This is a genomic window from Amycolatopsis sp. DSM 110486, assembly GCF_019468465.1.
GTDB lineage: Bacteria > Actinomycetota > Actinomycetes > Mycobacteriales > Pseudonocardiaceae > Amycolatopsis.
This window is the reverse complement of sequence record NZ_CP080519.1, coordinates 2939960-2964238: the sequence shown is the minus strand read 5'-3', so window position 1 is coordinate 2964238 and position 24279 is coordinate 2939960. Positions and strand designations below refer to the sequence as shown.

Annotated in this window: 24 protein-coding genes; 7 read left to right on the top strand and 17 right to left on the bottom strand. The window is 69.3% G+C overall.

Annotated elements, in window-relative coordinates; all coding sequences use genetic code 11:
• Positions 1-34 precede the first annotated feature (34 nt).
• The 4 genes from K1T34_RS14475 to K1T34_RS14460 all read right to left on the bottom strand — a co-directional run bounded on the left by K1T34_RS14475 (position 35) and on the right by K1T34_RS14460 (position 3718).
• Positions 35-988, bottom strand: a complete 954-nt coding sequence (locus K1T34_RS14475) for an N-acetylmuramoyl-L-alanine amidase (RefSeq protein ID WP_220244778.1) — start codon at positions 986-988, stop codon at positions 35-37.
• A gap of 107 nt (positions 989-1095) precedes the next feature.
• Positions 1096-1971 carry an A/G-specific adenine glycosylase gene (locus tag K1T34_RS14470; RefSeq protein WP_304504316.1) on the bottom strand — a complete coding sequence of 292 codons (876 nt, stop codon included), beginning with the start codon at positions 1969-1971 and terminating at the stop codon, positions 1096-1098.
• A gap of 24 nt (positions 1972-1995) precedes the next feature.
• On the bottom strand, positions 1996-2487 hold the full coding sequence (locus K1T34_RS14465; RefSeq protein ID WP_220244776.1) for a carbonic anhydrase: 492 nt from the start codon (positions 2485-2487) through the stop codon (positions 1996-1998).
• 130 nt (positions 2488-2617) lie between these two features.
• A complete protein-coding gene (locus K1T34_RS14460) occupies positions 2618-3718 on the bottom strand; it encodes a LacI family DNA-binding transcriptional regulator (protein ID WP_220244775.1) in 1101 nt (366 codons plus the stop codon).
• Positions 3719-3914: 196 nt separating this feature from the next.
• Here K1T34_RS14460 and K1T34_RS14455 point away from each other — a divergent pair, with 196 nt between their 5' ends.
• Genes K1T34_RS14455 through K1T34_RS14445 form a run of 3 tightly spaced genes read left to right on the top strand, consistent with a single transcriptional unit; the run spans position 3915 to position 6556 of the window.
• Entirely contained in the window at positions 3915-4832 is a 918-nt protein-coding gene (locus tag K1T34_RS14455) for a metal ABC transporter solute-binding protein, Zn/Mn family (protein WP_220247204.1), read from the top strand.
• On the top strand, positions 4832-5668 hold the full coding sequence (locus K1T34_RS14450; RefSeq protein WP_220244774.1) for a metal ABC transporter ATP-binding protein: 837 nt from the start codon (positions 4832-4834) through the stop codon (positions 5666-5668). The genes K1T34_RS14455 and K1T34_RS14450 overlap by 1 nt, the downstream gene beginning before the upstream one ends.
• 3 nt (positions 5669-5671) lie before the next feature.
• Entirely contained in the window at positions 5672-6556 is an 885-nt protein-coding gene (locus K1T34_RS14445) for a metal ABC transporter permease (protein WP_220244773.1), read from the top strand.
• 1 nt (position 6557) lies between these two features.
• Here K1T34_RS14445 and K1T34_RS14440 read toward each other — a convergent pair whose 3' ends face one another.
• Genes K1T34_RS14440 through K1T34_RS14430 form a run of 3 tightly spaced genes read right to left on the bottom strand, consistent with a single transcriptional unit; the run spans position 6558 to position 10371 of the window.
• Complete coding sequence (locus K1T34_RS14440) at positions 6558-7877, bottom strand: hypothetical protein (protein WP_220244772.1); 1320 nt, start codon at positions 7875-7877, stop codon at positions 6558-6560.
• A 52-nt stretch (positions 7878-7929) separates the two neighbouring features.
• Positions 7930-9153, bottom strand: a complete 1224-nt coding sequence (locus K1T34_RS14435) for a DUF445 domain-containing protein (protein ID WP_220244771.1) — start codon at positions 9151-9153, stop codon at positions 7930-7932.
• Between the two features lie 42 nt (positions 9154-9195).
• Entirely contained in the window at positions 9196-10371 is a 1176-nt protein-coding gene (locus tag K1T34_RS14430; protein ID WP_220247203.1) for a DUF445 domain-containing protein, read from the bottom strand.
• Positions 10372-10767: 396 nt separating this feature from the next.
• Here K1T34_RS14430 and K1T34_RS14425 point away from each other — a divergent pair, with 396 nt between their 5' ends.
• Both K1T34_RS14425 and K1T34_RS14420 read left to right on the top strand, forming a co-directional pair.
• Positions 10768-11907 carry a hypothetical protein gene (locus K1T34_RS14425; RefSeq protein WP_220244770.1) on the top strand — a complete coding sequence of 380 codons (1140 nt, stop codon included), beginning with the start codon at positions 10768-10770 and terminating at the stop codon, positions 11905-11907.
• Between the two features lie 130 nt (positions 11908-12037).
• Complete coding sequence (locus K1T34_RS14420; protein WP_220244769.1) at positions 12038-12688, top strand: class II aldolase/adducin family protein; 651 nt, start codon at positions 12038-12040, stop codon at positions 12686-12688.
• On the opposite strand, the gene K1T34_RS14415 is transcribed toward K1T34_RS14420, so the two are convergent.
• The 8 genes from K1T34_RS14415 to K1T34_RS14380 form a co-directional block, all read right to left on the bottom strand.
• The gene (locus K1T34_RS14415) at positions 12685-13191 is read right to left on the bottom strand and encodes a TFIIB-type zinc ribbon-containing protein (RefSeq protein ID WP_220244768.1); all 507 of its coding nucleotides are present in this window, start codon (positions 13189-13191) and stop codon (positions 12685-12687) included. The genes K1T34_RS14420 and K1T34_RS14415 overlap by 4 nt on opposite strands.
• A gap of 54 nt (positions 13192-13245) precedes the next feature.
• Positions 13246-14679: an MBOAT family protein gene (locus tag K1T34_RS14410; RefSeq protein ID WP_220244767.1), complete on the bottom strand. Its 1434-nt coding sequence runs from the start codon at positions 14677-14679 to the stop codon at positions 13246-13248.
• Positions 14680-14872: 193 nt separating this feature from the next.
• The gene (gene rlmB / locus K1T34_RS14405; RefSeq protein ID WP_220244766.1) at positions 14873-15832 is read right to left on the bottom strand and encodes a 23S rRNA (guanosine(2251)-2'-O)-methyltransferase RlmB; all 960 of its coding nucleotides are present in this window, start codon (positions 15830-15832) and stop codon (positions 14873-14875) included.
• 37 nt (positions 15833-15869) lie between these two features.
• On the bottom strand, positions 15870-17258 hold the full coding sequence (gene cysS, locus K1T34_RS14400; protein ID WP_220244765.1) for a cysteine--tRNA ligase: 1389 nt from the start codon (positions 17256-17258) through the stop codon (positions 15870-15872).
• A 42-nt stretch (positions 17259-17300) separates the two neighbouring features.
• The gene (locus tag K1T34_RS14395; RefSeq protein ID WP_220244764.1) at positions 17301-17987 is read right to left on the bottom strand and encodes an HAD family hydrolase; all 687 of its coding nucleotides are present in this window, start codon (positions 17985-17987) and stop codon (positions 17301-17303) included.
• Between the two features lie 492 nt (positions 17988-18479).
• Positions 18480-18944: a 2-C-methyl-D-erythritol 2,4-cyclodiphosphate synthase gene (gene ispF / locus K1T34_RS14390; RefSeq protein WP_220247202.1), complete on the bottom strand. Its 465-nt coding sequence runs from the start codon at positions 18942-18944 to the stop codon at positions 18480-18482.
• Positions 18945-18949: 5 nt separating this feature from the next.
• The gene (locus tag K1T34_RS14385; RefSeq protein ID WP_255638512.1) at positions 18950-19633 is read right to left on the bottom strand and encodes a 2-C-methyl-D-erythritol 4-phosphate cytidylyltransferase; all 684 of its coding nucleotides are present in this window, start codon (positions 19631-19633) and stop codon (positions 18950-18952) included.
• Between the two features lie 64 nt (positions 19634-19697).
• On the bottom strand, positions 19698-20189 hold the full coding sequence (locus K1T34_RS14380) for a CarD family transcriptional regulator (RefSeq protein WP_033294400.1): 492 nt from the start codon (positions 20187-20189) through the stop codon (positions 19698-19700).
• Positions 20190-20475: 286 nt separating this feature from the next.
• Between K1T34_RS14380 and K1T34_RS14375 the strand changes: the two genes are divergently transcribed.
• Positions 20476-21114, top strand: coding sequence for a hypothetical protein (locus K1T34_RS14375; RefSeq protein ID WP_220244763.1), 639 nt, complete (start codon positions 20476-20478; stop codon positions 21112-21114).
• A gap of 35 nt (positions 21115-21149) precedes the next feature.
• The gene (radA, locus tag K1T34_RS14370) at positions 21150-22511 is read left to right on the top strand and encodes a DNA repair protein RadA (RefSeq protein WP_220244762.1); all 1362 of its coding nucleotides are present in this window, start codon (positions 21150-21152) and stop codon (positions 22509-22511) included.
• Here the strand turns inward: radA and K1T34_RS14365 are convergent, their stop codons facing one another.
• Positions 22512-23654: a hypothetical protein gene (locus tag K1T34_RS14365; RefSeq protein ID WP_220244761.1), complete on the bottom strand. Its 1143-nt coding sequence runs from the start codon at positions 23652-23654 to the stop codon at positions 22512-22514.
• On the bottom strand, positions 23651-24271 hold the full coding sequence (locus K1T34_RS14360) for an RNA polymerase sigma factor (protein WP_220244760.1): 621 nt from the start codon (positions 24269-24271) through the stop codon (positions 23651-23653). The genes K1T34_RS14365 and K1T34_RS14360 overlap by 4 nt, the downstream gene beginning before the upstream one ends.
• Positions 24272-24279 lie beyond the last annotated feature (8 nt).

Genomic DNA, 24279 nt, shown 5'->3' with positions numbered 1-24279 from the left:
GACCGCCCTCGCCGGACCGCGTGACCCGCCGGGGTCAGTGGGCGAGTTCCACCCGCCACGCGGCGGCGGACTTCCCCGGCGGCACGATGAGCGGCCACACGTCCGAGCCGAGGAACCCCGACTCGTCCGCCGCCCGCGCCGCCGTGCAGCTGTCGCGGGGCAGCCCGTGAGAGGACGCCAGAACAGTCACGGCGTCTGTTGTGGACTGTCCAAACACACCATCGGTCGGCACGCCGTAACCCGAAGCGCGCAAGAATCGTTGTGCTGTAAGCACGCGAGGCCCAACGTCGCCGGGCTTCAGCAACGGCCACTCCGGCACCTCCGCCCGCGAAGCCGCGACACCGAGCACCCGGGAAACGGCCGTCCGCAGCTCCGGAAGCCGGTCGTAGAGCACCTGCCCGCAGCACTCCGTGGAGTTGAAATCCCGGTGGCCCTTGATGAAACTCGGCGAAATCCCGTATTGGTCGGCGATGTAGGCGACCAGCGAGACCAGTGAATTCCACAACGCCACCGGCACGTCGACCGTGCTGTACAGGCCCTCGTTCTCGATCCCGAGGCATTCGCTGTTGTGGTTGCCGACATTCGCGCCCTGCACGTGCTGCTTGCCGCCGCGCAGGATCTCGAGGCTGCGGTGCCGGCCTTCCGTCACGTAGCCGCCGCGGCTGTTCGTGAACTGCTGGCCCGTGTCGATCCAGCCGCGGGTGTCCATGTGGAAGTTCTGGATGTCGCGCGAGATCTGCAACGCGTGGGCCAGCGAATAGTCGGTGTTGTTGCCCGGATCGACGGTGTGGTGCACCACGATGTAGGTCGGCTTGTGGTTCTCCACCACGATCGCGCCCGTCGCGGGCCGCGCGTTCCACGCGTGCGTCGGGTGGATCTGCGGCGCGGTCACCGCCGTCGCCGTCCGTGTCGCGAACAGGCCGAACGCGCCCGCCGCGGTGACCGTGAGCCCGCCCTTGAGCACGGCACGGCGAGTGGCTTCCCCCATGTGAATCTCCTCCGCCGGAACAGAGAACGTCGGGGGAAAGCTAACCCGCCACGGAGCTCATGACAACTTTTTGCCGACTTTCGTCGTACCCCGTGAGAACCAGTCCGTCAGTGCTCACCCGGCAGTGCGAACAGCCCGCTGTCCGTCTGCTCCAGCAGGCCGTCGACCAGCAACGAATCGAGGCACCGGTCGCGCTGCCCGGCCTCGTGCCACACGATGTCCAGCCGCGCCTTCTCGACGGGCCCCTCGCTGCCGCGCAGCACGTCGAGCAGCAGGCCGCGCACCTGCCGGTCGGTGCCCGCGAACTTCTGCACGGGCTTGGCCGGCCCCGCGTACTCCGGCCGGCCGTTGTGCTGCCACGAGCAGATGTCGAACACTGGGCAGTCGGCGCAGCGCGGTGCACGCGCGGTGCAGATCAGCGCGCCCAGTTCCATCAACGCGGCCGACAGCTTCGCCGCCGGCGCGTCTTCGCCCGGCAGCAGCGCCTCGACGTCGGCCATGTCGCGCGTGTTCGACGCCGGACCCGCGTCGCCGGCGCCGTGCACCGCCCGCGCGACCACGCGCCGCACGTTCGTGTCGACGACCGGCGCCCGCTTGCCGTAGGCGAAGGCCGCCACGGCCCGCGCCGTGTACGCGCCGATGCCGGGCAGCGCGAGCAGGGTGTCCACATCGGACGGCACGACGTCGCCGTGCTCGGCCGCGATCACCGTGGCCGCCGCGTGCAGCCGCAGGGCGCGGCGCGGGTAACCGAGCTTGCCCCACGCGCGCACGACCTCGCCGGTGGTCTCCGCGGCCAGCGCCGAGGGCACGGGCCAGCGCGCCATCCACTCGAGCCAGATCGGCTGCACGCGCGCGACCGGCGTCTGCTGCAGCATGATCTCGCTCACCAGCACGCCCCACGCGGAGCACTCCGGCTCCCGCCACGGCAGGTCTCGCCCGTGTGTGTCGAACCAGTCGATCAGAACGTCCGCGTCCACAGCCACGCCGACCATTGAAACCGACGCGGCTCAGACGACCTCGGTCAGGCTCCCGGTCTTCACGTCGTAGACGAATCCGCGCACGTTGTCGGTGTGCGGCAGGAAGTCGCTGCGGCGCACGCGCTCCATCGACACGCGCACGCTGTCCTCGACATTGCGGAACGCCTCCACCGACCAGGTCGGCCGCAGGCCCGTGGCCTGTTCGAGCTCGTCCTTGAAGTCGTCCTCGGTCACGGTCGAGAGGCCGCAGTTGGTGTGCTGCACGATCAGGACCTCGCGCGTGCCGAGCTTGCGCTGGCTGAGGGCGAGGGAACGGATCATGTCGTCGGTGACCACGCCGCCCGCGTTGCGCAGCACGTGGGACTCACCTTGGATGAGGCCGAAGATCTCGAACACGCGCACGCGCGCGTCCATGCAGGTCAGGATGGCCACGTGCAGTGAAGGCTTGGGCGAGGAGCGGTCGCCCGGCACGACGTTGCCGAGTTCCTCGTTGCGCTTGAGAAGAACGTCGATGGAGGTCATGGTCACCTTTCGGCCACGCTTCCCCGACTATGCGGGCGGTCCCTCCCATGGAACCCGTCCGGAGCGCCCGTTACAACGGGATAGGTCCGAAGTCACCGGAAAACAGGGGCATTCCCCCTGCTGCCGGAGGTCAGCCCCCGAACCACGGCTCCTCGACGGTCCGCGGCGGCGCCGACGTGCGCCCGAGCCGCAGCTCGGTGGGCAGCGTGATCACCTTCGGGCCCACACGCTCGGCCGAGCCGAGCAGCAGCCGCCCCGCGACCTTGCCCTTCTCGAGCACGGGCTGGTGCACGGTGGTGAGCCCGAGGCGCTCGGCCTCGGCGATGCCGTCGAAGCCGGTCACGGTGAGGTCGAGCGGCACGCGCAGGCCCCGTCGCTCGGCTTCGGCCAGCGCGCCGAGCGCGAGGATGTCCGACGTGCAGATCACGGCCGTGACCTGCGGGTACGCGTCGAGCAGCTGGCGGGCGCCGGTAGCGCCGTCGTCGACGGTGTGGTCGAAGCGCTCGACTACGGGCACGGTGGCCCAATCAACGCCGGCCGCAGAGAACGCCGTGGCCAGGGCTTCGAGGCGGATGCGCTGCACGTGGAAATGGGCGCTGCTCTGGCGCTGCGCGGTCACGAAGTCGTCGTTGCGCTCGCGCGCCAGGCGCATGCACAGCACGCCGACCTGCCGGTGGCCGAGCGAAACGAGGTGCTCGGCCAGGCGCGTGACGGCGGCCGCGTCGTCGGGGCCGACGCGGTCCACGCCTTCGATGCGCGGCTGGTCGATGATCACCGTGGGGACGGGCCGCTCCAGCACCGCGGCCAAGTGCGGGTCGTCGTCGGGTACGGAGTAGACGACAAATCCGTCGACGCCGGCGCGGTGTACGGCGGCGACGTCTTCGCGGCCGGGGCTCGCGGGCACCAGGTGCAGGCCGACCCCGGCGTCCTCGCAGGCGAGGGCGAGGCCTTCGAGCACACCGACCGCCGCCGGGTCACGGAACGCGTACGACAGGTTCTCGGTGAGCAGCAGCCCGACGGCGCCGGCCTTGCGCGTGCGCAGCGAACGCGCTACCGGGTCCGGGCCGGGGTAACCGAGGCGGCGGGCGGTCTCGAGGATGCGCCGGCGAAGTTCGGGAGACAGCTGGTCGGGGCGGTTGTACGCGTTGGACACGGTGGTCCTGGACACCCCGAGCTCCGCCGCCAGCGACGCCAATGTCGCCTGCCTCCGGGTGCGAATAGGACGGCCCATCCGCAAACCGTAACGGTTCAGATCGTTTTCCAGAAGCGACACCCCTGTGGTGAGTGTCTCGATCCGCTGAGTGACGGACGGGCCTTCTGCCACCCGGTGGAGCGGGCACTGTCATTCGGATGGGGTAAAGTGAATCTGACAACGATTTCCATTAGCTGATCGGTTCGACCCAGGAGAGTCTTCGATGAGTTCCCGCCTGAGTACCCGCCGCGCCCGCGGCGTGCTCGCCGCCGCTTCGGCTCTGACCGTGTTCGCGCTCAGCGCGTGCTCCAGCACCGACTCGGGCTCCGGCACCGGTTCCGGCTCTGGTTCCACGACGGGCCAGATCAACGTCGTCGCGGCGACGGACGTGTGGGGCAGCGTCGTCACGGCCGTCGGCGGTGACAAGGTGGCTGTCAAGTCGATCATCCACGACCCGACGGCCGACCCGCACTCGTACGAGTCCACGGCCGACGACGCGCTGGCGGCCAAGAACGCGCAGCTCACGCTCGCCAACGGCGGCGGCTACGACGACTTCTTCGGCAAGCTGGCCGACCAGGCGGACGGCGCGAAGAAGCTCGTGGCCTACGACATCGCCGCGACCGGCGACGAGAACGAGCACGTCTGGTTCGACCTGCCGGGCGTGGAGAAGGTGGCCGACCAGGTCGCCTCGGCGCTCAGCGCGATCCAGCCGGCGTCGAAGCAGACCTTCGACGACAACGCCAAGGCGTTCAAGGGCCAGGTCGACGCGTTGGTCAAGAAGACGGAAGCCGTCGGCGCCGCGCACCCGGGCACCAAGGTCGTGGTGACCGAGCCCGTGGCGCACTACCTGCTCGAGACCGCGAAGATCACCGACGCGACGCCGAAGGCCTTCTCCGACGCGGTCGAGAACGAGACCGACGTGCCCGCCACGGCCGTCAACGACTTCACCCAGCTCATCAAGAACAAGCAGGTCAAGGCCCTGATCAACAACGTCCAGACGGTTACCCCGCTGACCCAGCAGGTGGTGTCGGATGCGAAGGCGTCGAACGTCGCCGTGGTCGACGTAGCCGAGACGCTGCCTGCCGACGTCACGGGTTACATTGACTGGATGACCAAGGAAGTGGACTCGCTGTCCGGGGCTCTGAACAGCTGATGTCCGCCGCGCTCTCGACGGTTCGCCCCGCGGTTCGCGTCCGCGGGGCGGGCCTGGCGTTCGGCAGCCGCACCCTCTGGTCCGGGCTCGACCTCGACGTCGAGCAGGGCGAGTTCCTCGCGATCCTCGGTCCTAACGGGTCCGGCAAGAGCAGCCTGCTCAAGGCGTTGCTCGGCATGCAGAGCCTCTCGGCCGGCAGCGTCGAGATCGCCGGCGGCCGCCCGGGCGGCGCCAACCGCAAGGTCGGCTACATCCCGCAGCAGCGCGCGATCGACGACGGCCTGACCCTGCGTGGCGTCGACCTCGTGGGGCTGGGCCTCGACGGGCACCGCTGGGGGACCGGCGTGTTCGGCATGCGCGACCGCCGGCGTCGCGTCGCGGAGGCGATCGAGGCCGTCGGTGGCACGGCGTACGCGAAGCAGCCGATCGGGCGGCTTTCCGGCGGTGAGCAGCAACGCCTCCGGGTGGCGCAGTCGCTGGTCGGTGACCCGTCCGTATTGCTGTGCGACGAACCGCTCCTTTCGCTCGACCTCGCGCACCAGCGCGCGGTCAGCGAGCTGATCGACCGGCGCCGGCGCACGGCGGACACGGCCGTGCTGTTCGTGACGCACGAGATCAACCCGGTGCTGCAGTTCGTCGACCGCGTGTTATACCTGGTCAACGGCTCGTTCCGCGTCGGCAAGCCCGACGAGGTGATGAACTCCGAGACGCTGTCCGAGCTGTACGGCACCCGCGTCGAGGTGCTGCGCGTCGGCGGGCAGATCCACATCGCGGGTTCGCAGAGCTCCCTGTGCGAAGACCAACCGCACCACCACGAGCAGGAAGCAGTGGGCTGAGCCTTGGACGGCATGTTCGACTTCGCCAAGACGTGGGAGCTGATCACCGAGCTGGACGGCGTGCAGACGGCGCTCATCGCGGCCGCCGTGCTCGGGCTGCTCGCCGGCATCCTCGGTCCGCTGATCGTGATGCGCCGCATGTCCTTCGCGGTGCACGGCACGTCTGAGCTGGCCTTCACCGGCGCAGCGGGCGCGCTGCTGATCGGCGTCGGCGTCGAGTACGGGGCGCTTCTCGGCGCGGTGGCCGCCGCCCTGCTGCTGGGCATCCTCGGCACCCGCGACGCCGACCGCGACTCCGTGATCGGTGTGATCCTGTCCTTCGGCCTCGGCATGGGCGTGTTGCTGCTGTCGTTCTACAAGGGACGGTCGGCCAACAAGTTCGGCATTCTCACGGGCCAGATCATCACTGTGGACTCGACGAACCTGACGTCGCTCGTGATCTCGGCCGTCGCCGTGCTGGCCGTGCTGGCGTGCGTTTACCGGCCACTGCTGTTCGCCAGCGTGGACCGCAACGTCGCCGTCGCGCGCGGCGTGCCGGTGAAGACGCTGACGGTGGTGTTCTCCCTGCTCGTCGGTGTCGCGACGGCGCTGAGCGTGCAGATCGTCGGGTCGCTGCTGGTGGTCGCCCTGATGGTGACGCCCGCCGCGGCCGCCGCCCGCGTCACGGCGAGCCCGTTGCGCGCGACGGTGCTGTCGGTGATCTTCGCGGAGGTCGCGGCCCTGGGCGGCATCATCCTGTCGCTGGCCCCGGGCAAACCGGTGAGCGCCTTCGTCACGGCCATCTCGTTCTTGATCTACCTGATCTGCCGCGCCATCTCCTGGGCTCGCGACCGCCGCACCGGCGTCCGCGTGACCGCTCCGGCCGAGCGGACACCCGTGGCCGTCTGACCTACCCGACGGGGTGCGCGGCCATCGCCGTCTTCACCGCGTTGATGAAGCCGTCGTCCGTGAACGGCACCAGGCCGCCCGCGACGTTGCGTTCCACGGCCTGCAGGACGACCACCTGCGAGTTCACGAACTCGTTGACCGCCTGCGCCTGGGGAGTTTTGTCGGTTGAGTAGGCGAGGTAGGTCAGGTTCGTGAAAGCCGCGGAGAGGTAGCGCGAGGACGCGAGGCTGAAGGAGTCGCCGTAGATGAGCGTGGGCTTGGCGATCGTGCCCACCAGCGGGGGCGAGTTGTGGTGCACGGGCTGGTCGATGTTGGCGAGGAAACCCGCCGCGCGGTCGGTGACGCCGTCGGGCTTCAGGCTGTACTGCGTGTTCGACTTGGTGCCCGACTTGCCGATCAGCAGCGGCAGGTCGGCGACGGCGTCGTACACACCGTCCGGAGTGGACAGCCAGCTCGTGGTCACGCCGGGCTGCACGGTCTCGGCGAGGGTCCGCGTGAGGACGAGGCCGCCTTCGTCACGCCAGTGCGTGTCGTTGGGGGCGTAGATCGGGTGGCCCACGCGGGCGGCGGACGCGGCGAGCGCCGGGCGCAGGTCCAGCGAGTGGCCGACGGTGGTCATCTTGTACCAGTCGTTCGGCGCGGCCGCCTGCGAGCACTCCTTGCCCGGGAAGCTGTCGGGCAGGAACTGGGGCACCATCGTCGTCTTGTCCGGCGTCACCACGAAGATGAACTTGCGCCCGGACGCCTCGACAGCGGTGCGCAGCTCGTTGACCTTCTTCAGCGTCGTGTCGATGTCCTGCGTGGGCGTGCACTTCGACTCGGCGTCGTAGCCGTAGTACAGCCAGCCGTCGAGGCCCTGCACGACCTTGCGGTAGCCGGCCTGGTTGCTGCCCGGCAGGCTCGGCGCGGCCGGACCCTGGTTGGGCGCGCCCGGCTGCTGCAGCGGCGGCGCGGGGATGGGGCCGGAGTCGGACGACGAGCCCTGGTCGAGCGGCGCGTCCTCGCCGAAGATCGCTTGGCTGACGCCGTCGGCCGCGTTGATGGCGCTCGCGCGGAAGGACAGCTGGTCGACAGCCCACGTCGGCAGGCCGGTGAAGAAGCCGAAGCCGTCTCCGATGCTGGGGAAACCCGCGAGCTTGTGGTTCTCGATCTCGGTCGGGCGCACCCCGAACACCCACAGCATTGTGGGCGTGGTGAAGAACAGCAGCGCGCAGATCAGCGCTGTGAGCTGCCGCTTGCCGTGCCGCGGACGGTGCAGCGCGTGCTCGCGGGGCAGGTACGCCTCGTGGACGGCTGGCAGCTGATGGGGTTCGGACGCCACTCGATCACGGTAGCCACTTCGAGTGAACGCGGTGTGGGCAACCACCGAAAAGTCAGCCGAGCATGAGCAGGACCTGCAGCTCACCGACGATGAACCCGATCACGCCACCCACGGCGATCAGCTTCCACTCGTCCTGGCGGAACGCCGGGCGCAGCAGCCCTTCGAACTCCACGGGCGTCATCGCGAGCATGCGCTGCTCGATGACCTTGGCGACGTCCATGGCCTGTGTGAGGTAGCCCTCGGCGTAGCGGACGGTCTGCGGCAGCTCCGCCAGCGCCCGCCGCGCGGCCTCGTGCTTCATCTCTTGCAGCCGGCGCCCGCCGACGGCCAGCGTGAGCACGGGCTTCGCGAGGCTGGCCTGCTCGTCGACGGCATGGCTCACCGCGCGTTCGACCATGGCTACGAGCCGGTCGGACTTCGGGCCGCGCAGCAGGGCTTCGAGCAGGTTCGCCGTGGTCAGGACTTCGCCGGCGATGAGCTCGCCGTACTGCCGGGCGACCTCCGCGCGGCGGCGCTGGAACTTGCCCTGCAGGATCACCCGGCCGACGCGCACGGGTTCGCGGGGCAGGAAGATCATCTTGATCGCGAGCCAGTCGGTGAACAGGCCGATGCAGCCGCCGAAGATCGGCAGCACGAGCGGCTCGAGCGTCAACGCCCACACGATCGCCTGCACGATGCCGAGGCCGAACCCGAAGAAGATGCCGGCGCGGGCGATGAAGGCCATCTCGGGCCGCGAGGTCTCGCGGATCAGGCGCACGAGCAGGGCCTTGTCGCGGGTGAGGCTTTCGACGGTCATGTGCCGCACGTCGAGCACTTCGTCGAGGTTGTCGCGCACGTCCTCCAGGAATTCGCGCACGAGCCGCGGCGCGTTGGCCTGGACCTGCTTGATCAGCAGCTCCTGCGCGAGCGTCGGCAGAACTTCCCACAGGCGCGGGTGGTGCTCCTCCAGCACGTCGCGCGCGATCGCGTCGACGGCCCGCAGCATCGGCTGCTCCAGCTCGCGCGTGACGATGACCGGGTCGATCTTCTCGAAGATCTCCTTGAGGTCGAGCAGGTTCGTGGTCAGCAGTTCGGTGGCGATGGCCGCCATCCGGCCGCCGTGCTTGGGCACCACGCCCTGCCAGCCGAGAAACGGCTTGATCCCGACGAATTCGAGCGGGCGGAACATCATCTCGATCGCGACGCGCTTGGTGACGTAGCCGATGAGCGCGGCGATGAACGGCATCGTGGCGTAGACCGGCCAGTGCCGCGCGAGGTCGTCGAGGACTGCGTCCAAACCGGCCTCCCTCCACTCGCCGGAGAAACCGTATCGCAGTTGTCAGTGCAGCAGGGCCAGCGCCTGGAGCTCGCCGACCAGCCCACCGATGACCGCACCGACCGCGATCAGCTTCCATTCGTCCTGCCGGAACGCCGGGCGCAGCAGTTGTTCGAATTCCAGCGGGGTGAGTTTGCGCATCCGGTCGACGATCGTGTTGCGCACGTCGAGCGCGTTCACGGCGTAGTCCTCGGCGTGGCGGATCGTCTCGGGTACGCGCCGCGCGGCGATCGCGGCGGCCGTCTGCTTCATTTCCTGAAAGCGCTTCGTGCCGATGGCGATCGCGACGAACGGTTTCACCACGCTCGCCTGCGCGTCGATCGTCTTCTGCACTTCCCGCGTGATCATGGTGAACAGGCGGTCGGACTTCGGGCCGCGCAGGACGGCTTCCAGCAGGTTGGGCACGGTGATGATCTCGCGGGCGATCATGTCGCCGTAGTCGGCGGCGACCTGGTCGCGGCGTTTCTGGAACACGCCTTGCCATGTAAAGAGGCCCAAGAACCGTTTCGGCTCGCGAGGCAGGAAGATCATTTTCAGGGCGAGCCAGTCGGTGAACCAGCCGATGCCGAGACCGAACAGTGGCAGCACGATCGGCGATTTCGTGAACGTCCACACGAGCAGCTGAACGCAGCCGAGAATGAAGCCGAACACGATTCCGGAACGCGCGATGAACCGCATTTCGGGTTTCGAGATGTCGCGGATCAGGCGGTTGAGGAGCGCCTTGTCGCGCACGAGGTTGGTCACGACCATGTGCTTGAGGTCGAGCACGTCTTCGATGTCGGCCGCGATTTCCCGCATGATCTTGGTGATCGCGCGCGGCGCTTCGGCCTGAACGCGCTTGAGCAGCAGCTGCTGCGCGGTCGTGGGCAGCACCTCCCACAACCGCGGCTGGTAGGTCTCCATGACCTCGCGCGTGACGTCTTCGACGACTTCGAGCAGCGGTTCTTCGATTTCCTTGGCGACCTGCGCGGGGTCGAGGCGCGCGAAAATCTCCTTCGGGTCGACGAGGTTCGTGGTGAGCATTTCCGTCGCGGTCGTCGCCATGCGTTCGGCGTTCGCGGGCAGCACGCCCTGCCAGCCGAGGAACGGTTTGACGCCGGCGAACTCGACGGGCCGGAACATCATTTCGATGGCCACGCGCTTGGTGACGTAGCCGATCAGCGCGGCGATGAAGGGCATCGTCGCGTAGACCTGCCAGTGGTGCACCGCGCTTGCCTCCCCGTGTCGCGCTCACGCGCACGGTAGCGGGCGGCGGGCAGTGCGCCGGGGAGCCGCGTCGGGCGTTCACCGGTTCGGGCCGGCTCGGCTGTGGGGTGGGCTTCGGGCCGGCTCGACTGCGGATCGACGGTGGTGGCTTGTCGGGGCCACGTATTCGCCGGGCTCGTGCTGGTCGGGCCGAAGATCGATCCGGCGCGTTGTTTCGGACTGTCCATTCCGGTCTCCCGCTGTTTCCGTGTTGTTATCCCCGTCGTCCCTCCTCGTCTGCGATGCCATGCGTGACCGGGGGTAGCGCATTTTGTAATGCAGCCGTTTGGCGGTACGTAAACACGGACCTGCCCTCACTAAGGTGGCCCGATGGTCGCGCCTGAGAAGTCCGAAGCCACTCCCAAGAGCGCCCCGTTCGCAGTCGCGGTCAGGGGTTACAACCAGCGCCAGGTCGACGAGCGGCTCACCGCGCTCGCGCGCGAGCTGAGGGAGACGTCCCACAGCCGCGATGACGCCATCGCGACGGCCGGTGAGCTGTCCAAGGCCCTCACCACTACGCAGAACGAGCTGTCCGAGACGAAGGCCGCCCTTGTGCGGCTGAGCTCGAGCCCGTCCGGCGCCGGAGCGATGGCCGAGCGCGTGCGCATGATGATGCAGCTCGCCGAGGAAGAAATCGCCGACCTCCGCGCCGCGGCCGAAGCCGACGCCGCCGCCACCCGCGCCGAGGCGGACAAATACGCGCACGAGTCGCAGCGGACCGTCGAGCGTCTGGGCAAGGAAGCGGAAGCCGAGCGCGAGCGGCTGCTTACGGAGGCGCAGGCGGACATCGCGTCGCGCATCGCTTCGGCCGAGGCTGACATCGACCAGCGCACGGCTGCCGCGGACGCGGACATCGAGCGTCGGACCCGGACTGCCGACGAGGACATCGCTTCGCGCACGGCTGCGGCGAATGAAGATATCGCTACGCGCACGGCTGCGGCTGACGAAGACATCGCCACGCGCACCGCTGCCGCGGACGAGGACATTTCTTCGCGGACGGCCGCCGCCAACGAAGACATCGCCACGCGGACCGCTGCCGCGAATGAAGACATCGCGACCCGCACGGCCACCGCCGATCGCGCCCGCACCGAAGCCGACGAAGCCGCCGCCCGCGCCCGCGCCGAAGCCGACGAATCGGCCACCCGCGCCCGCGTCGAGGCCGACGCCGCCGCCGAAGCCGCCTCCGCCGCCGCCCGCGCCGAAGCCGACCGTGCCGCGTCCGAGGAGATCGCCGCCAAGCGCTCCCAGACGGACACCGCCCTCGCCGACGCCCTCCAGAAGCAGACCGAGGCCACCGAAGCCCGCACCCTGGCGCTCGACCTGCGCTCGCGGGTGGCGGACCGATTGGCCGCTACGAATGTCGCCGTTCAGGAAGCCCTGCGCCTGCTGAACCCGGCGGACCAGGCGGCTACGGAGCCGGAGTCCGTTGAGGACGCTGCCTTTGGGTCGGAGGACGTCGCCGCTCGCTGACCCCACCCTTCCGCGGGCCCACCACACTTGGTGGGCCCGCTCTTTTTTCAGGGTCGCCGATTCCCGCCGCACGGATGTTCGCCCCGAGAATGTCGATATCCACCAGCGCCGGTTGCGGAGGTTTTGTCTCTTGATCCTCGAAGACGAACGCGCGGCGCTGTGCACCTACGCCCGCCGCCTGGCGTCGGACGGCCTCGTCGTCGCCACCTCCGGCAACCTCTCCATCCGCGACGGCGCCCTCGTCGCCGTCACCCCCACCGGTGTGGACTACGCGACTTTGCAGCCGGCCGACATCCCGATCGTCGGCTTGGACGGAGAGCTCGTCGATGGCAGTCTCCGGCCCACCAGCGAACTGCCCATGCACCTGACCATCTACAACCACGCCACCGACCCCGACGGCGCCCCGGTGAACGCGGTCGTCCACACGCACTCCGCCCACGCCACCGCCGCGTCGACGCTGGTCGACGAGCTCCCGCCCATCCACTACCTGGTGGCCACCCTCGGCCCCACCATCCGCGTCGCCCCCTACGCGACCTACGGCACTCACGCTCTTGCCGCCCACATCCTCCCGGCGCTGGAGGCTCGCCGGGGCTGCCTGCTGGCCAACCACGGCACGGTCACCTACGGGTCCACACTGGCTGCGGCTTATGACCGTGCTCAGCAATTGGAGTGGCTCTGTCAGGTGTGGCTGTTGGCCCGCTCGTCCGGTACCCCGGCTTTGTTGCCGGCGGCTGAGATTGAGCATGTGGTGGAAAAACTTCGCGGTTACGGCCAGGGCTAAAGCGTTGCCCGCATCCGCTGAATTCCGCGCAGCACACTTTCGCGATTCTTCGCCGACTTGAGCCATGCCGGCAGCTTGGCGACCATCGTCATCCGCCGCCGCCACTCACCCTCGCCGACAACGACCTTCTCCCGAAGCCTCGCACCGACAAAGGCCTCGAGATAATCAAGGTGCGCTTCGTTGTACGCCCACAGCACATTCCCGCCGCAATCGCCTTGCAGCCACAGCGGCTCCCTCAGATACGGATCGCGCACGGGCCCAGTCGGCACCGGCCCATATCGCGTCCCACCGGTCTGGTCCCGGAGATACCCGCACCGCCCACACACCAGCCGTCGGGCCTCCCGCAGCTCCGCACCCACCCCCGGCACGACAACCACCCTGGCGCATTCCGCACACCGCGGGCAGCGCACCAGCACCTCACCGGCGGCGAAATGCCATGCGGTCAGCCGCTGATCGCGGAACCGCTGCTGATCGGCTGTCACGCTGGACCCTTCGTTGCCCACGGAGGTACAGGGTGCGCAGACAGCCGCCGATTCCCATTGCGAATTTTCGCGCGGCTAGAACTGGTAGTACAAGAACGGACTGAACGTCCCCGTCGCCACCAGAATCGCGGCATAAACCAACCCGGCCGTCATCACGCCCACCCGCAAAGCTGTCGCCGGACGCGTGCGCGAAGACTCCAGCAGCGGTCCCGTAACGGGATGCGCCGGCAGCACAAACACCGTCAGCGCCAAGAGCAAAATCACCAACCGCTGGTTCGTCAGCGCGCTCGAGACCACATCGCCGAGCCCGCCGAAGTCCGGCAGGAGCATGTGGCCGATCATGCTCAGCGCGTGCGGCAGGTCGGTGGAGCGGAAGAACACCCAGCCGAACACCACGAGGACCAGGGTCAGCACCCGGCGGGCGATGCGGGCGGCCGGGCCGGCCGGGGTGTCGCCCAGGTTGAAGCGGCGTTCGATGACCAGGAGGGCGCCGTGGTAGCAGCCCCAGACCAGGAAGGTCCATTGGGCGCCGTGCCAGAAACCGGTCAGTACGAAGACGATGCAGAGGTTGCGGTAGGTCTTGCCGGCGCCTGAGCGGTTGCCGCCGAGGGGGATGTAGACGTAGTCGCGGAACCAGCGGGACAGGGACATGTGCCAGCGGCGCCAGAATTCCGTGATGGTGACCGACGAGTACGGTCGCGCGAAGTTCTCCGGGAGGCGGAAGCCCAGCATGCGGCCGAGGCCGATGGCCATGTCCGAGTAGCCCGAGAAGTCGAAGAACAGCTGCAGCGTGTAGCCGATAGCGCCGAGCCAGGCCGTCGCGAAGGTCATCTGGTCGGGGGGCGTGGAGAAGCACGCTTCGACCATCGGGCTGAGCGAGTCGGCGACGATGGACTTCTTGCAGAGGCCCAGCGCGAACCGCGGGAAGCCGGCGGCGATGTCGTCGAGGCGGTGGGAACGCTGCTGCGGCAGCTGGTCCGCGATCTCGCGGTAGCGCACGATGGGACCGGCGATGAGCTGCGGGAACATCGCGATGTATGCCGCGAATGACACGGGGTTGCGAAGCGCGCGACGCTCGCCGCGGTAGATGTCCACGACGTACGAAATGTGGTGGAACGTGTAGAACGAGATGCCGATCGGCACCACGATGCTCGCGACGCCGACATCACCGCCGAACCAGTGCGCGACGGCCGCGATCTGCTGCGTCGCGAAGCCCGCGTACTTCCAGATGACGAGCACCAGCACGTCGAGCGTGACGAGTCCGATGAGGATCCGCTTGCGCCGCGAGCTGCGGACGTCCCAGGGGCTGGGTTCGAGCGACGGGCCGGCGAGGAAGTTGACGGCCATGCAGCCGAGCAGCAGGAACAGGTACGGACCGGCGCCGATCGTGTAGAACAGCAGGCTCGCCACCGCGACGATGCCGTTGCGCCAGCTGCGCGGGCACACCAGCACGGCGATCAGCACCGCGGGCATGAAGTACCACAAGAACAGCGGCGAAACGAACGACATCGGTGACGGACCCCCTCGGTTCCGGAGCTGACCTTAGCCCGAGCGGGTGGCCCGGTGGAGTGAAGGCCAGCGGATCCCGACGCGAATCACTGAGGGTGATAGCCGAAGGGGCAACCGGACCGGTCGTACCGAAGGGTTCAGACCGCTGCCGGGCCGCCCGATGACAGGCAGCCCGGCAGTGGTCGAAGAAACGTCAGCTCAGCCGGCCCGCCGCACGGCGACGGCGCGCGACCTCCGCCAGCAGCACGCCGGCGGCCACCGAGGCGTTCAGGGACTCGACGCCCGCCGCCATCGGGATGGACACCGTGGCGTCGCAGGTCTCGCGCACCAGGCGCGACAGGCCGCGGCCCTCGGAGCCAAGGACGATGACCAGCGGGTCTGCCGCGAGCTCCAGGGAATCGATGTCCACGGTGCCGTCCGCGTCGAGGCCCACGATCATCAGGCCCTTCGACGCCCACGCCTTCAACTGGCGCGTGAGGTTCGTCGCGACGGCGATGGGGAGCTTGGCGGCCGTGCCGGCGCTCGTTCGCCACGCGACGGCCGTCATGCCGGCGCTGCGACGTTCGGGCAGGAGCACGCCGTGAGCGCCGAACGCGGCGGCCGACCGGATGACCGCGCCGAGGTTGCGCGGGTCCGTCACGCCGTCCAGCGCGACGAACAGCGGGGTGCTGCCCGAGTCGCGCGCGGCTTCCATGAGGTCGTCCGGGTGGGCGTACTCGAACGGCGGCACCTGAAGGCCCAGGCCCTGGTGCATGGCGCGGTTGGTCTTGCGGTCGAGCTCCTCGCGCGGGATCTCCAGGATGGAGATGCCCTTGTCGGCCGCGAGGCGCACGGCCTCGTTCACGCGGTCGTCGATCTCGATGTTCACCGCGACATACAGCGCGACGCCCGGGACGTCGGCGCGCAGGGCCTCGACGACCGGGTTGCGGCCGGCGATGAGCTCCGGACGGTCGGCCTTCTTCTGCCGCGCCTGCTCCCGCGTCTTCGCGGCGTTGGCGGAGCGGTACGCCTTGTGCCCGGGCCGGTCCTCGGCCTTCGGCGTGGGGCCCTTGCCCTCGAGCGCCTTGCGCCGCTGTCCGCCGGAGCCGACGACCTGGCCCTTCTTGGTGCCGGTCTTGCGGACGGCGCCCTGACGCCGTGAGTTCCCTGCCATGTGTAACCGAGTCCTTAATCCACCGCAGTGGAACGGATCAGGAGTTCCTGACCGTCCACTGCGGACCGTTCGGGGTGTCTTCAACCACGATGCCCGCCTGCGTGAGGCGGTCACGGGCGGCGTCCGCGCGCGCGAAGTCCTTCGCGGCGCGCGCCTCCTGGCGTTCGGCCAGCAGGCCTTGTACGAGTTCGTCGAGCGCTTCGCGGACGGGGGTCTCGCTGCCGCCGCCGTCGGCCCAGCGGTCCGAGAGCGGATCGACGCCGAGCACGTCGGTCATCGCGCGCACCGACGAAGCCAGCTCGAGTGCCTTGGGGGTATCGCCCGCGTCGAGCGCGGCATTACCGTCGCGCACCGTGTTGTGCACCACGGCGAACGCGGCCGGCGTGGCCAGGTCGTCGTCCATCGCGGTGGCGAAGTCCGGCTGCACGGCGCCTGCGAGCACCTCGCCGGCCGCCGCCGCGCGCCGCAGGAACGCCTCGATGCGGCGGTAACCCTGCGCCGCCTCAGCGACCGCGTTGTCGGAGTACTCGACAGTGGAGCGGTAATGCGGCTGCACGAGGTAGTAACGCAGCTCGGGCGCGCGGTAGCGCTCCAGCATCGCCGGGATCGACACGGTGTTGCCCAGCGACTTCGACATCTTCTCGCCGGACATCGTCACCCACGCGTTGTGCAGCCAGTACCGCGCGAACGGGTCGCCGACGGCGTTCGACTGCGCGCGCTCGTTCTCGTGGTGCGGGAAGACCAGGTCGACGCCGCCGCCGTGGATGTCGAACTCCGGGCCGAGGTAGTTGGTCGACATCGCCGAGCACTCCAGGTGCCAGCCCGGCCGCCCGTCGCCCCACGGCGTCGGCCACGACGGCTCGCCCGGCTTCGCGCTCTTCCACAGCGTGAAGTCGCGTGAATCGAGCTTGCCGCGGGTCGGTGTCTCGCCCTGCTGCACCTCGTCGAGCTGCTGGCCCGAGAGCTTGCCATAGCCGTCGAACGACTTCACGGAGAAGTAGACGTCACCTTCGGCCGCATACGCGTGGCCGCTGTCGATCAGCCGCTGCATGAGCGTGATCATCTGCGTGATGTGCCCGGTCGCGCGCGGGTTGACCGACGGCGGGAGGCAGCCAAGGTCGTCGTAGGCCTTCTCGAACGCGCGCTCGTGCTTGGTCGCCCACTCCCACCACGGCCGGCCCGCTTCGGCGGCCTTGGTGAGGATCTTGTCGTCGATGTCGGTGACGTTGCGGACCAGGAGCACGTCGAGTCCACTGTGGAGCAGCCAGCGCCGCAGGACGTCGTAGTTCAGCACTCCCCGCACGTGCCCGATGTGGGGCACGCCCTGCACCGTGGCGCCACACAGGTAGATGGACGCCGTTCCGCTCCGGACGGGAACGAACTCCCGAGAGGCACGGGTCGCGGTGTCGAACAGGTGTAGGGCCACCCATAAAGGGTACGGGGTCGGTGTGGGCGACGTCGCAAGACGTCAAAAGACGTCGTGCTTGCGCAAAGCCCCGAGAAGTGCGTCCGGTCGTTCGGCGGTGGGCAGCGGGTCGACGAGCTCGAACGCGCAGCCCAGCGCGCGGGCACCGCCGTCGGCATCTTCGCTGTCGCCGATCATCAGGGTCTCTTCGGCGCCGACGCCCAGCTGGTCGATGGCGGCGCGGAAGATCTCCGGCTGCGGTTTGACGGCTCCGACCTCGAAGGACAGCACGAACGACGAGACGTGGGTGTCCCAGCCGCGCTGCGTGAAGGCGGGGCGGATGTCGAAGGCGATGTTGCTGAGGACGCCGACCTTGCGGCCGCCCGCGGCGCCGAGTTTGAGGGCGGCTTCGGTGTCGGGGTAAGGCGTCCATTCGCTGGGGGTGATCAGGCGATTGTAGAGGGCTTCGGCCTGGTCGCGGTGGGGGACGCCGGAGCGGGAGAGGACTTCGAGATAGACCTTGCGGTGGAGGTCGGGGTCCAGGTCTCGGTCGTTCCAGGCCTGTCGGTATTCGGCGTCGAGTTCGACGACCTGGCCGACGGGGGCGGTCATGCGGCGCATGAGCTCGGTCTGGGCTTCGAGGTCGAGGGTCTGGCCGTGGTCGTCGATGACGTCGGTGAGCCAGGAGGAGTCCTGCTCCAGTCGGAAGAGGGTGCCGGAGAAGTCGAAAAGGACTGCGTTGATGGCCACGTGGTCACTTTATCTAGATCTGGTTCTCGCGGGAGCGGCGTCGGGTTTGTGTGGGGTGGGTTCTCGGTCCTCGCGGGGCGGGTTGCGGTGGGGTATGCGGGTTCGGGGCCTCGCAGGGCGTGTTGCGTTGGGCGTGCACCCCGAAGCTGGATTGTGTTGACGGCCGGTGAGCTTGTGTCAAGGCGGGAAAGCGTGCCTTGACACAAGCTCGCCGGCCGCAAAGGGGCTTCGGATCGGGGTGCCGGGGCGGGTCTGGGTGCGGGGTTTCGTCGCGTGGTTGGGCGGCGGTGGGGAGGGTGGACGCGGCCTGGGTGGGTGGTGAGTTGGTTGGGCGGGTGGTGGTGGGTGGGGGTCGTCAAAGCGCCCCAATGTGGCGTTCGGTGCGTTGGGCGCAACGAACGCCGCGTTGGGTGCATTGGGTGCAACCAACGCCGCATTGGGGCGCGCGAAGGTGAGAGAAGTGGCGGAGCGGTCGAGCGGACTGGGGAGGGGTCAGTCGCGGAGGAGGAGGGCGGTGGCGAGGGCGGCGATGCCTTCGCCGCGGCCGGTGAGGCCTAGTCCGTCCGTGGTGGTGCCGGAGACGCTGACCGGGGCGCCGATGGCCGCGCCGAGGGCGTTTTGGGCCTCGGCGCGGCGTTTGCCGACGCGGGGGTGGTTGCCGATGATCTGGACGGTGGCGTTGGCGACGCGCCAGCCCTCGGCCTCGATCAGGGTGCGGACTTCGGCGAGCATGTCGGTGCCGTGGGCGCCGTCCATGCGGGGGTCGCCGGTGCCGAAGACGGCGCCGAGGTCGCCGAGGCCGGCGGCGGACAGCAGGGCGTCGCAGAGGGCGTGGGAGGCGACGTCGCCGTCGGAGTGGCCGGCGCAGCCGTCGACGCCGGGCCACAGCAGGCCGGCCATCCAGCAGTCGCGGCCGGGTTCGATGGGGTGGACGTCGACGCCGTTGCCCACACGCAGGTCGGTCACAGCGGGGCCTCCTGGTCGCCGCCGGCCACGAGGGCTTCGGCGAGCGTGAGTTCGAAGGCGCTCGCGACGCGCATGGCGTCGGGATCGCCGGGGACGGTGATCGCGCCGGACACGGAGCCGAGGCCCGGGTCCGGGCTTTCGGCGAGTGCCGCGCGAAACGCGTCGAGCGAGAAGCCGACGGGGGTCTGGGCGGTGCGCAGGCCGTCGCGGTCGACGGTGGCGGTGATCAAGCCGGCGTCGGTCGCCTTCACGGTGTCCGCCATCGGGAGCACCGGGACTACGACAGACGCACCTGCACGGACCGTGGTCAGTACATCACGGACAGTCCGTTGTGGAGTGAAGGCGCGCAGGGCGTCGTGAACGAGAACCACCGCACCAGGGGAAAGCAAAGGCTCGACGGCGGGGAAAACCTGCCGGAGCGACGCACCGGGGACGAACCGGCAGCGATCGGACAGCTCGGAAACGAGGTCCGAAAGTGCGTCTGAAAGGGCGTCCGAAAACGACTCAGCACACCGAGAAGGGGCTGACACGACCACCAGATCGAGCTCCGGTGTCCCGAGTAGCCCCCGCACGGTGTGCTTGAGAAGAACTTCACCGTTCACCGTCGTGAGAGCACGCTCTTCATCGGCGATGTGGTGTGCGACAGTCACGAACGCGACGCTCTGCACCTGCTGGTTCATCGAGTCGTGATCGTAGAGAAGTGGCTGCCCGGTGCCTCCGCCGGGAGCCGGATGACCCAGGGGGTCAGACCGTCGCGGTTTCCAGAACTTCGTCGAGGAGTGTTTCCGCCTTGTCCTCGTCGGTGCCTTCCGCGAGCGCGAGCTCGCTGACCAGAATTTGCCGCGCCTTCGCCAGCATGCGCTTCTCGCCGGCTGAAAGTCCGCGGTCCTTCTCTCGCCGCCAGAGGTCGCGCACCACTTCGGCCACCTTGTTCACGTCGCCGGAGGCGAGCTTCTCCAGGTTGGCCTTGTACCGACGAGACCAGTTCGTGGGCTCTTCGGTGTGGGGAGCACGCAGTACGTCGAAAACCTTGTCCAGTCCTTCTTGCCCGACGACATCACGCACACCGACGATCTCGGCGTTGTCAGCAGGCACGCGAACCGTAAGATCCCCTTGCGCGACTTTGAGGACGAGGTACTTCTTCTCCTCGCCCTTGATCACGCGGGTCTCGATGGCTTCGATGAGTGCGGCACCGTGGTGCGGGTAGACGACGGTCTCTCCGACCTTGAAAACCATGTGTCCTCTGCCCCTTTCGCTGATTCCATCTTAGCACGGTCTTCAGATGGCCACCTAGCGGCCCGGGATCGTCGTCGCAGGTCAGCGGCTTGGCGGGGGTTGACAAACCTGAATCGCCCGTGCTCATGCAGGTAATGGGGAAGCCATTGATCGGCAGGTGCGAAATCCTAATTGGACGGTTGATCTTGGGTCGTGGCGCACCCGTTGGGGCCCACCGGTTCCGCGCGCGCGGCGGCGCCCGGCTAGTCTTCGTCGTGACGAGGCCGTGAGATGGAAGGACTCCGACGTGAGGCTGCAGAAACGTCGCGTGCTCGGCGCAGGTGTGTCGGCGCTCGGTGCCGCGCTCGTGCTCGCCGGTTGCGGGGCCGGCCAGATCACCCAGACCGACACGCAGCAGCCTGCGGTCAACGGCACGTACGCGCAGGTGAAGACGCTGGTGTTGCGTGACGCCGCCGTCCAGTACCCCGCGCAGGGCGCCGCCTACTCGGCCGGCCAGCCCGCGCCGCTCACGCTCACGATCGTCAACCAGGGCGCCCAGGACGACCAGCTCGTCTCGGTCAGCTCGGAGGGCACGAAGTCGCCGGCGCAGATCAGCGGCGCCACCGACATCGTCGCCGGCCACACGCTGGTCATCGGCCCGGACGACGCCGTCGAGTCGACCAACGAACAGGCGGCGCCGACCACGTCGAGCTCCGCCTCCACGCCGTCCAGCGACACCTCCTCGGACGCTCCGACCGCCACGAGCAGTGCGTCCCCTGGTGACGGCGGCGCGGCCACGAAGCTGAACCAGGGCACGGTCGTGCTGCAGGACCTCACGCAGCCGCTGTGGCCGGGAATGACGATCAACGTCACCTTCACCTTCCGCAACGCGGGCCCGATCACCGTCGCGATGCCGGTCGCCGCGCCGGCACACGTCGAACCCTGACGGTTTTTGTCGGTGCCCGCCGATAGCCTCGGCGCGTGGTGAAGAAGACCAACACCGTCTACCGGTGCGCGGAATGCGGGTACGAAGCCGCGAAGTGGCTCGGCCGCTGTCCGGAGTGCCAGGCCTGGGGCTCGCTCGAAGAGCGGGGCGGGGTCAAACCGGCGATCACGCGAGTGGCCGCGGGTGCGCCCAGCGCGCCCGCGCGGCCCATCGGCGAGGTCGACGTCGAGACGGCCCGCGCGAAGGCGACGGGCGTTTCCGAACTGGACCGCGTGCTCGGTGGCGGGCTCGTGCCCGGCGCCGTGGTGCTGCTGGCCGGCGAACCCGGTGTCGGCAAGTCGACCCTGCTGCTCGAAGTGGCGTTCCAGTGGGCCAAAACGGCCGGGCGCTCCCTGTACGTCACGGGTGAGGAGTCGGCCGGGCAGGTCCGGCTGCGCGCCGAGCGCACGGGCAACGTGCACGGCGAGATGTTCCTCGCGGCCGAGAGCGACCTGTCGGCGGTCCTGGGCCACATCGACGCCGTGAAGCCGGGCGTGCTGATCGTCGACTCGGTGCAGACGATGGCGTCACCGCAGGTGGAGGGCTCGCCGGGCGGGGTCACGCAGGTGCGCGCCGTCGCGGCGGGGCTCGTGGCGGTCGCCAAGGAACGCGGGCTGCCCGTGGTGCTGGTGGGCCACGTGACGAAGGACGGCTCGGTCGCCGGCCCGCGCGTGCTGGAGCACCTCGTCGACGTCGTGCTGCAGTTCGAGGGCGACAAGCATTCGACGCTGCGCATGGTGCGCGGCATCAAGAACCGCTTCGGCGCGGCCGACGAGATCGGCTGCTTCGAGCTCACCGAGGGCGGCATCGTCGGCGTGCCCGACCCGTCCGGGCTGTTCATGAGCCGCACCGCCGAACCGGTGCCGGGCACGGCCATCACGGTCGCCATGGAGGGCAAACGGCCACTGCTGGGCGAGGTGCAGGCGCTGGTGTCGAGCACGAGCATGCCGCAGCCCAGGCGCGCGGTGAGCGGCCTCGACTCCTCGCGCGTGGCCATGGTCCTCGCCGTGCTGGAGAAACGCGGCCGGCTGAAGCTGGGCGACAAGGACGTCTACGTCGCCACGGTCGGTGGGATGAAGATCACCGAGCCCTCGATCGACCTGGCGCTGGTCCTGGCGCTGACGTCGTCGATGCACGACGTCGCGTTGTCCCAGCGGCTGGTGGCCGTCGGCGAGGTCGGGCTGGCCGGAGAGGTGCGCCGGGTGCCCAACGTCGCGCGCCGCCTCGCCGAAGCCGCGCGGCTCGGCTACACCCACGCCCTCGTGCCACCCGACTCCGGCAAGCTGCCCGACGGCATCCGTGCCCTCGAAGTGGGCGACGTCGCCAGTGCCCTCAACGCCGCCAACCACGCGAAGTGATCACGACCCGAACTGGCTGGTGATCTCGAAGCTGAACTTCGCGTCGCTGAGCGTCTCGCCCGGGTGGATCCCGTAGAAGTTCTGGTTCGTGACGTCGCTCGCACTGAGCAGCTGGGAAGTCGAGTTGTCGATGGTGACGACCAGGTGGTGGTTGCCGTAGCTGACCAGGCAGTTGTCGATGCCGCCTCCCTCGCTCCACGACGTGGCCTGGCTGCGAAGGAGGTCGATGATCGCCGCGCGCACCGGGCGCGGCGCGAGCCCCGAGGCGAGCACGGTGAGCAGGCGCATCTGGGTGTTGCCTGGCCCGGCGTAGGCCGCGACCGCGGACCCGGCGGTGGGCGGCAGCGGTGTCTTCGCCGTGGACGTCGGGCCGGCTGCTAGCTGGAAGAGGCCGGGGTACGACTGCATCGGCGGGAGGACGTCCGTGAGGTAGTCCAATCGCCGGGGCGGCGGGTACGCGGACGAGACCTCCTTCAGCAGCGGCCCCCGCTCCGTCGGCAGGTTCGCGACGAACGCCGGGGTCGGCCGGTACCAACCGGCGGGGACGTCGGTGTTCCAGCCGCCGGGGTAGGGGAACGGCTGCTCGAAGTCGCCGCCCGGGGCGATCTGCGTGGTGGAGTCCGGGCCGGGCAGGCTTGCCTGGTCGGACGGCAGGCCCGTGATGACCACCGGGCCGCCATCGCGGGTCCACTTGCGCATCCACAGGTCCGACCGGTCGGCGGGGATCCAGAACTCGACCTTCTGCTGCACGGCGAACGCACTGCGGTCGGCCACCCACTCGATGTCCGTGTAGGTGTTGGTCACGTGGGTGTACTGACCGGGACCGGGCTGCACGTCGGTGGTCGCCGTGGCGGCCGGGGCGACCGTGGCGGGACGCTCGACCACCTCGCGGGCCACGACCACACCACCGGTCACGACGGCGACGGCCGCGGCCACGGCGATCCAGCGCCACGTGCCGCCAGGCTTCTTCTTCGCCGGTGGGGCGATGTGCGCGCGGCCGGTTTCGGCGGCGGCGGCCCGCAGCAGCGTCGCGCGGGCGCGGTCCAGCTCCGCGGGGTCGGTGCGGACGTGGGGGTGCAGGGCGTCGAGGGCTTCGTCGAGCTCGGCGTCGGACCACAGGTGGCGCACATTGTCGTCGTTCACAGTTCCTTCGCCTCCTCGGCGATCTCGGTGGTGCTCTGGACGAACGCGGCGTTGGCCCGAAGCCAGCGCCGGATGCGGTGCAGCCGCGAGCGGATCGTGCCAGGCGGCACACCCAGGGCTTCGGCGACCTCCGTCGGCTCGAGCCCGGCCCACGACACGAGCAGCAGCGTGTCGCGGTCGGCGGCGTTGAGCTTCGCCAGCGCGCCGGCGAGCTGCGCCGCGCGGGTCTGCGCGTCCACCTGCTCGGCGACGCGGCCGTCGTGCCCGGCCGTGGAGTGCTCGCCGACCGCCGCGAGCCGCGCGGTCGCCCTCAGCGCCCGCGTCTCGCTGCGGATGTGGTGGCGCAGCAGGTTCGTCGCGATCCCGTACAGCCACGAGCGCGCCGTGCCCAGGTCCGGCCGGTACGACTCGCGCCGCCGCAGCGCGACGAGGAACGTCTCGGCCACGAGATCGTGGGCGGCATCATCGCCGACGCGGCGCGCGAGGTAGCGGTGCAGCTGGCGCGAGTGTGCGTCGAAGAGCCGCCCGAACACAGGCGCCGGATCGGGAACGCCCAGGTCGGGACGGTCGAACGAGTCCGGCAACGCCGCCTCCGGACCGTCGTGGATCACCTGCATGCCCAGTG

Bases quoted from the DNA above. Each gene is read 5' to 3' on its own strand.
- K1T34_RS14380 (WP_033294400.1), bottom strand. From the start codon at position 20,189: ATGGTTTTCAAGGTCGGAGAGACCGTCGTCTACCCGCACCACGGTGCC.
- K1T34_RS14475 (WP_220244778.1), bottom strand. From the start codon at position 988: ATGGGGGAAGCCACTCGCCGTGCCGTGCTCAAGGGCGGGCTCACGGTC.
- K1T34_RS14360 (WP_220244760.1), bottom strand. From the start codon at position 24,271: ATGCAGGTGATCCACGACGGTCCGGAGGCGGCGTTGCCGGACTCGTTC.
- rlmB (WP_220244766.1), bottom strand. From the start codon at position 15,832: ATGGCAGGGAACTCACGGCGTCAGGGCGCCGTCCGCAAGACCGGCACC.
- K1T34_RS14450 (WP_220244774.1), top strand. From the start codon at position 4,832: ATGTCCGCCGCGCTCTCGACGGTTCGCCCCGCGGTTCGCGTCCGCGGG.
- K1T34_RS14410 (WP_220244767.1), bottom strand. From the start codon at position 14,679: ATGTCGTTCGTTTCGCCGCTGTTCTTGTGGTACTTCATGCCCGCGGTG.
- K1T34_RS14430 (WP_220247203.1), bottom strand. From the start codon at position 10,371: ATGCCCTTCATCGCCGCGCTGATCGGCTACGTCACCAAGCGCGTGGCC.
- K1T34_RS14465 (WP_220244776.1), bottom strand. From the start codon at position 2,487: ATGACCTCCATCGACGTTCTTCTCAAGCGCAACGAGGAACTCGGCAAC.
- K1T34_RS14460 (WP_220244775.1), bottom strand. From the start codon at position 3,718: ATGGGCCGTCCTATTCGCACCCGGAGGCAGGCGACATTGGCGTCGCTG.
- K1T34_RS14385 (WP_255638512.1), bottom strand. From the start codon at position 19,633: ATGAACCAGCAGGTGCAGAGCGTCGCGTTCGTGACTGTCGCACACCAC.
- K1T34_RS14425 (WP_220244770.1), top strand. From the start codon at position 10,768: ATGGTCGCGCCTGAGAAGTCCGAAGCCACTCCCAAGAGCGCCCCGTTC.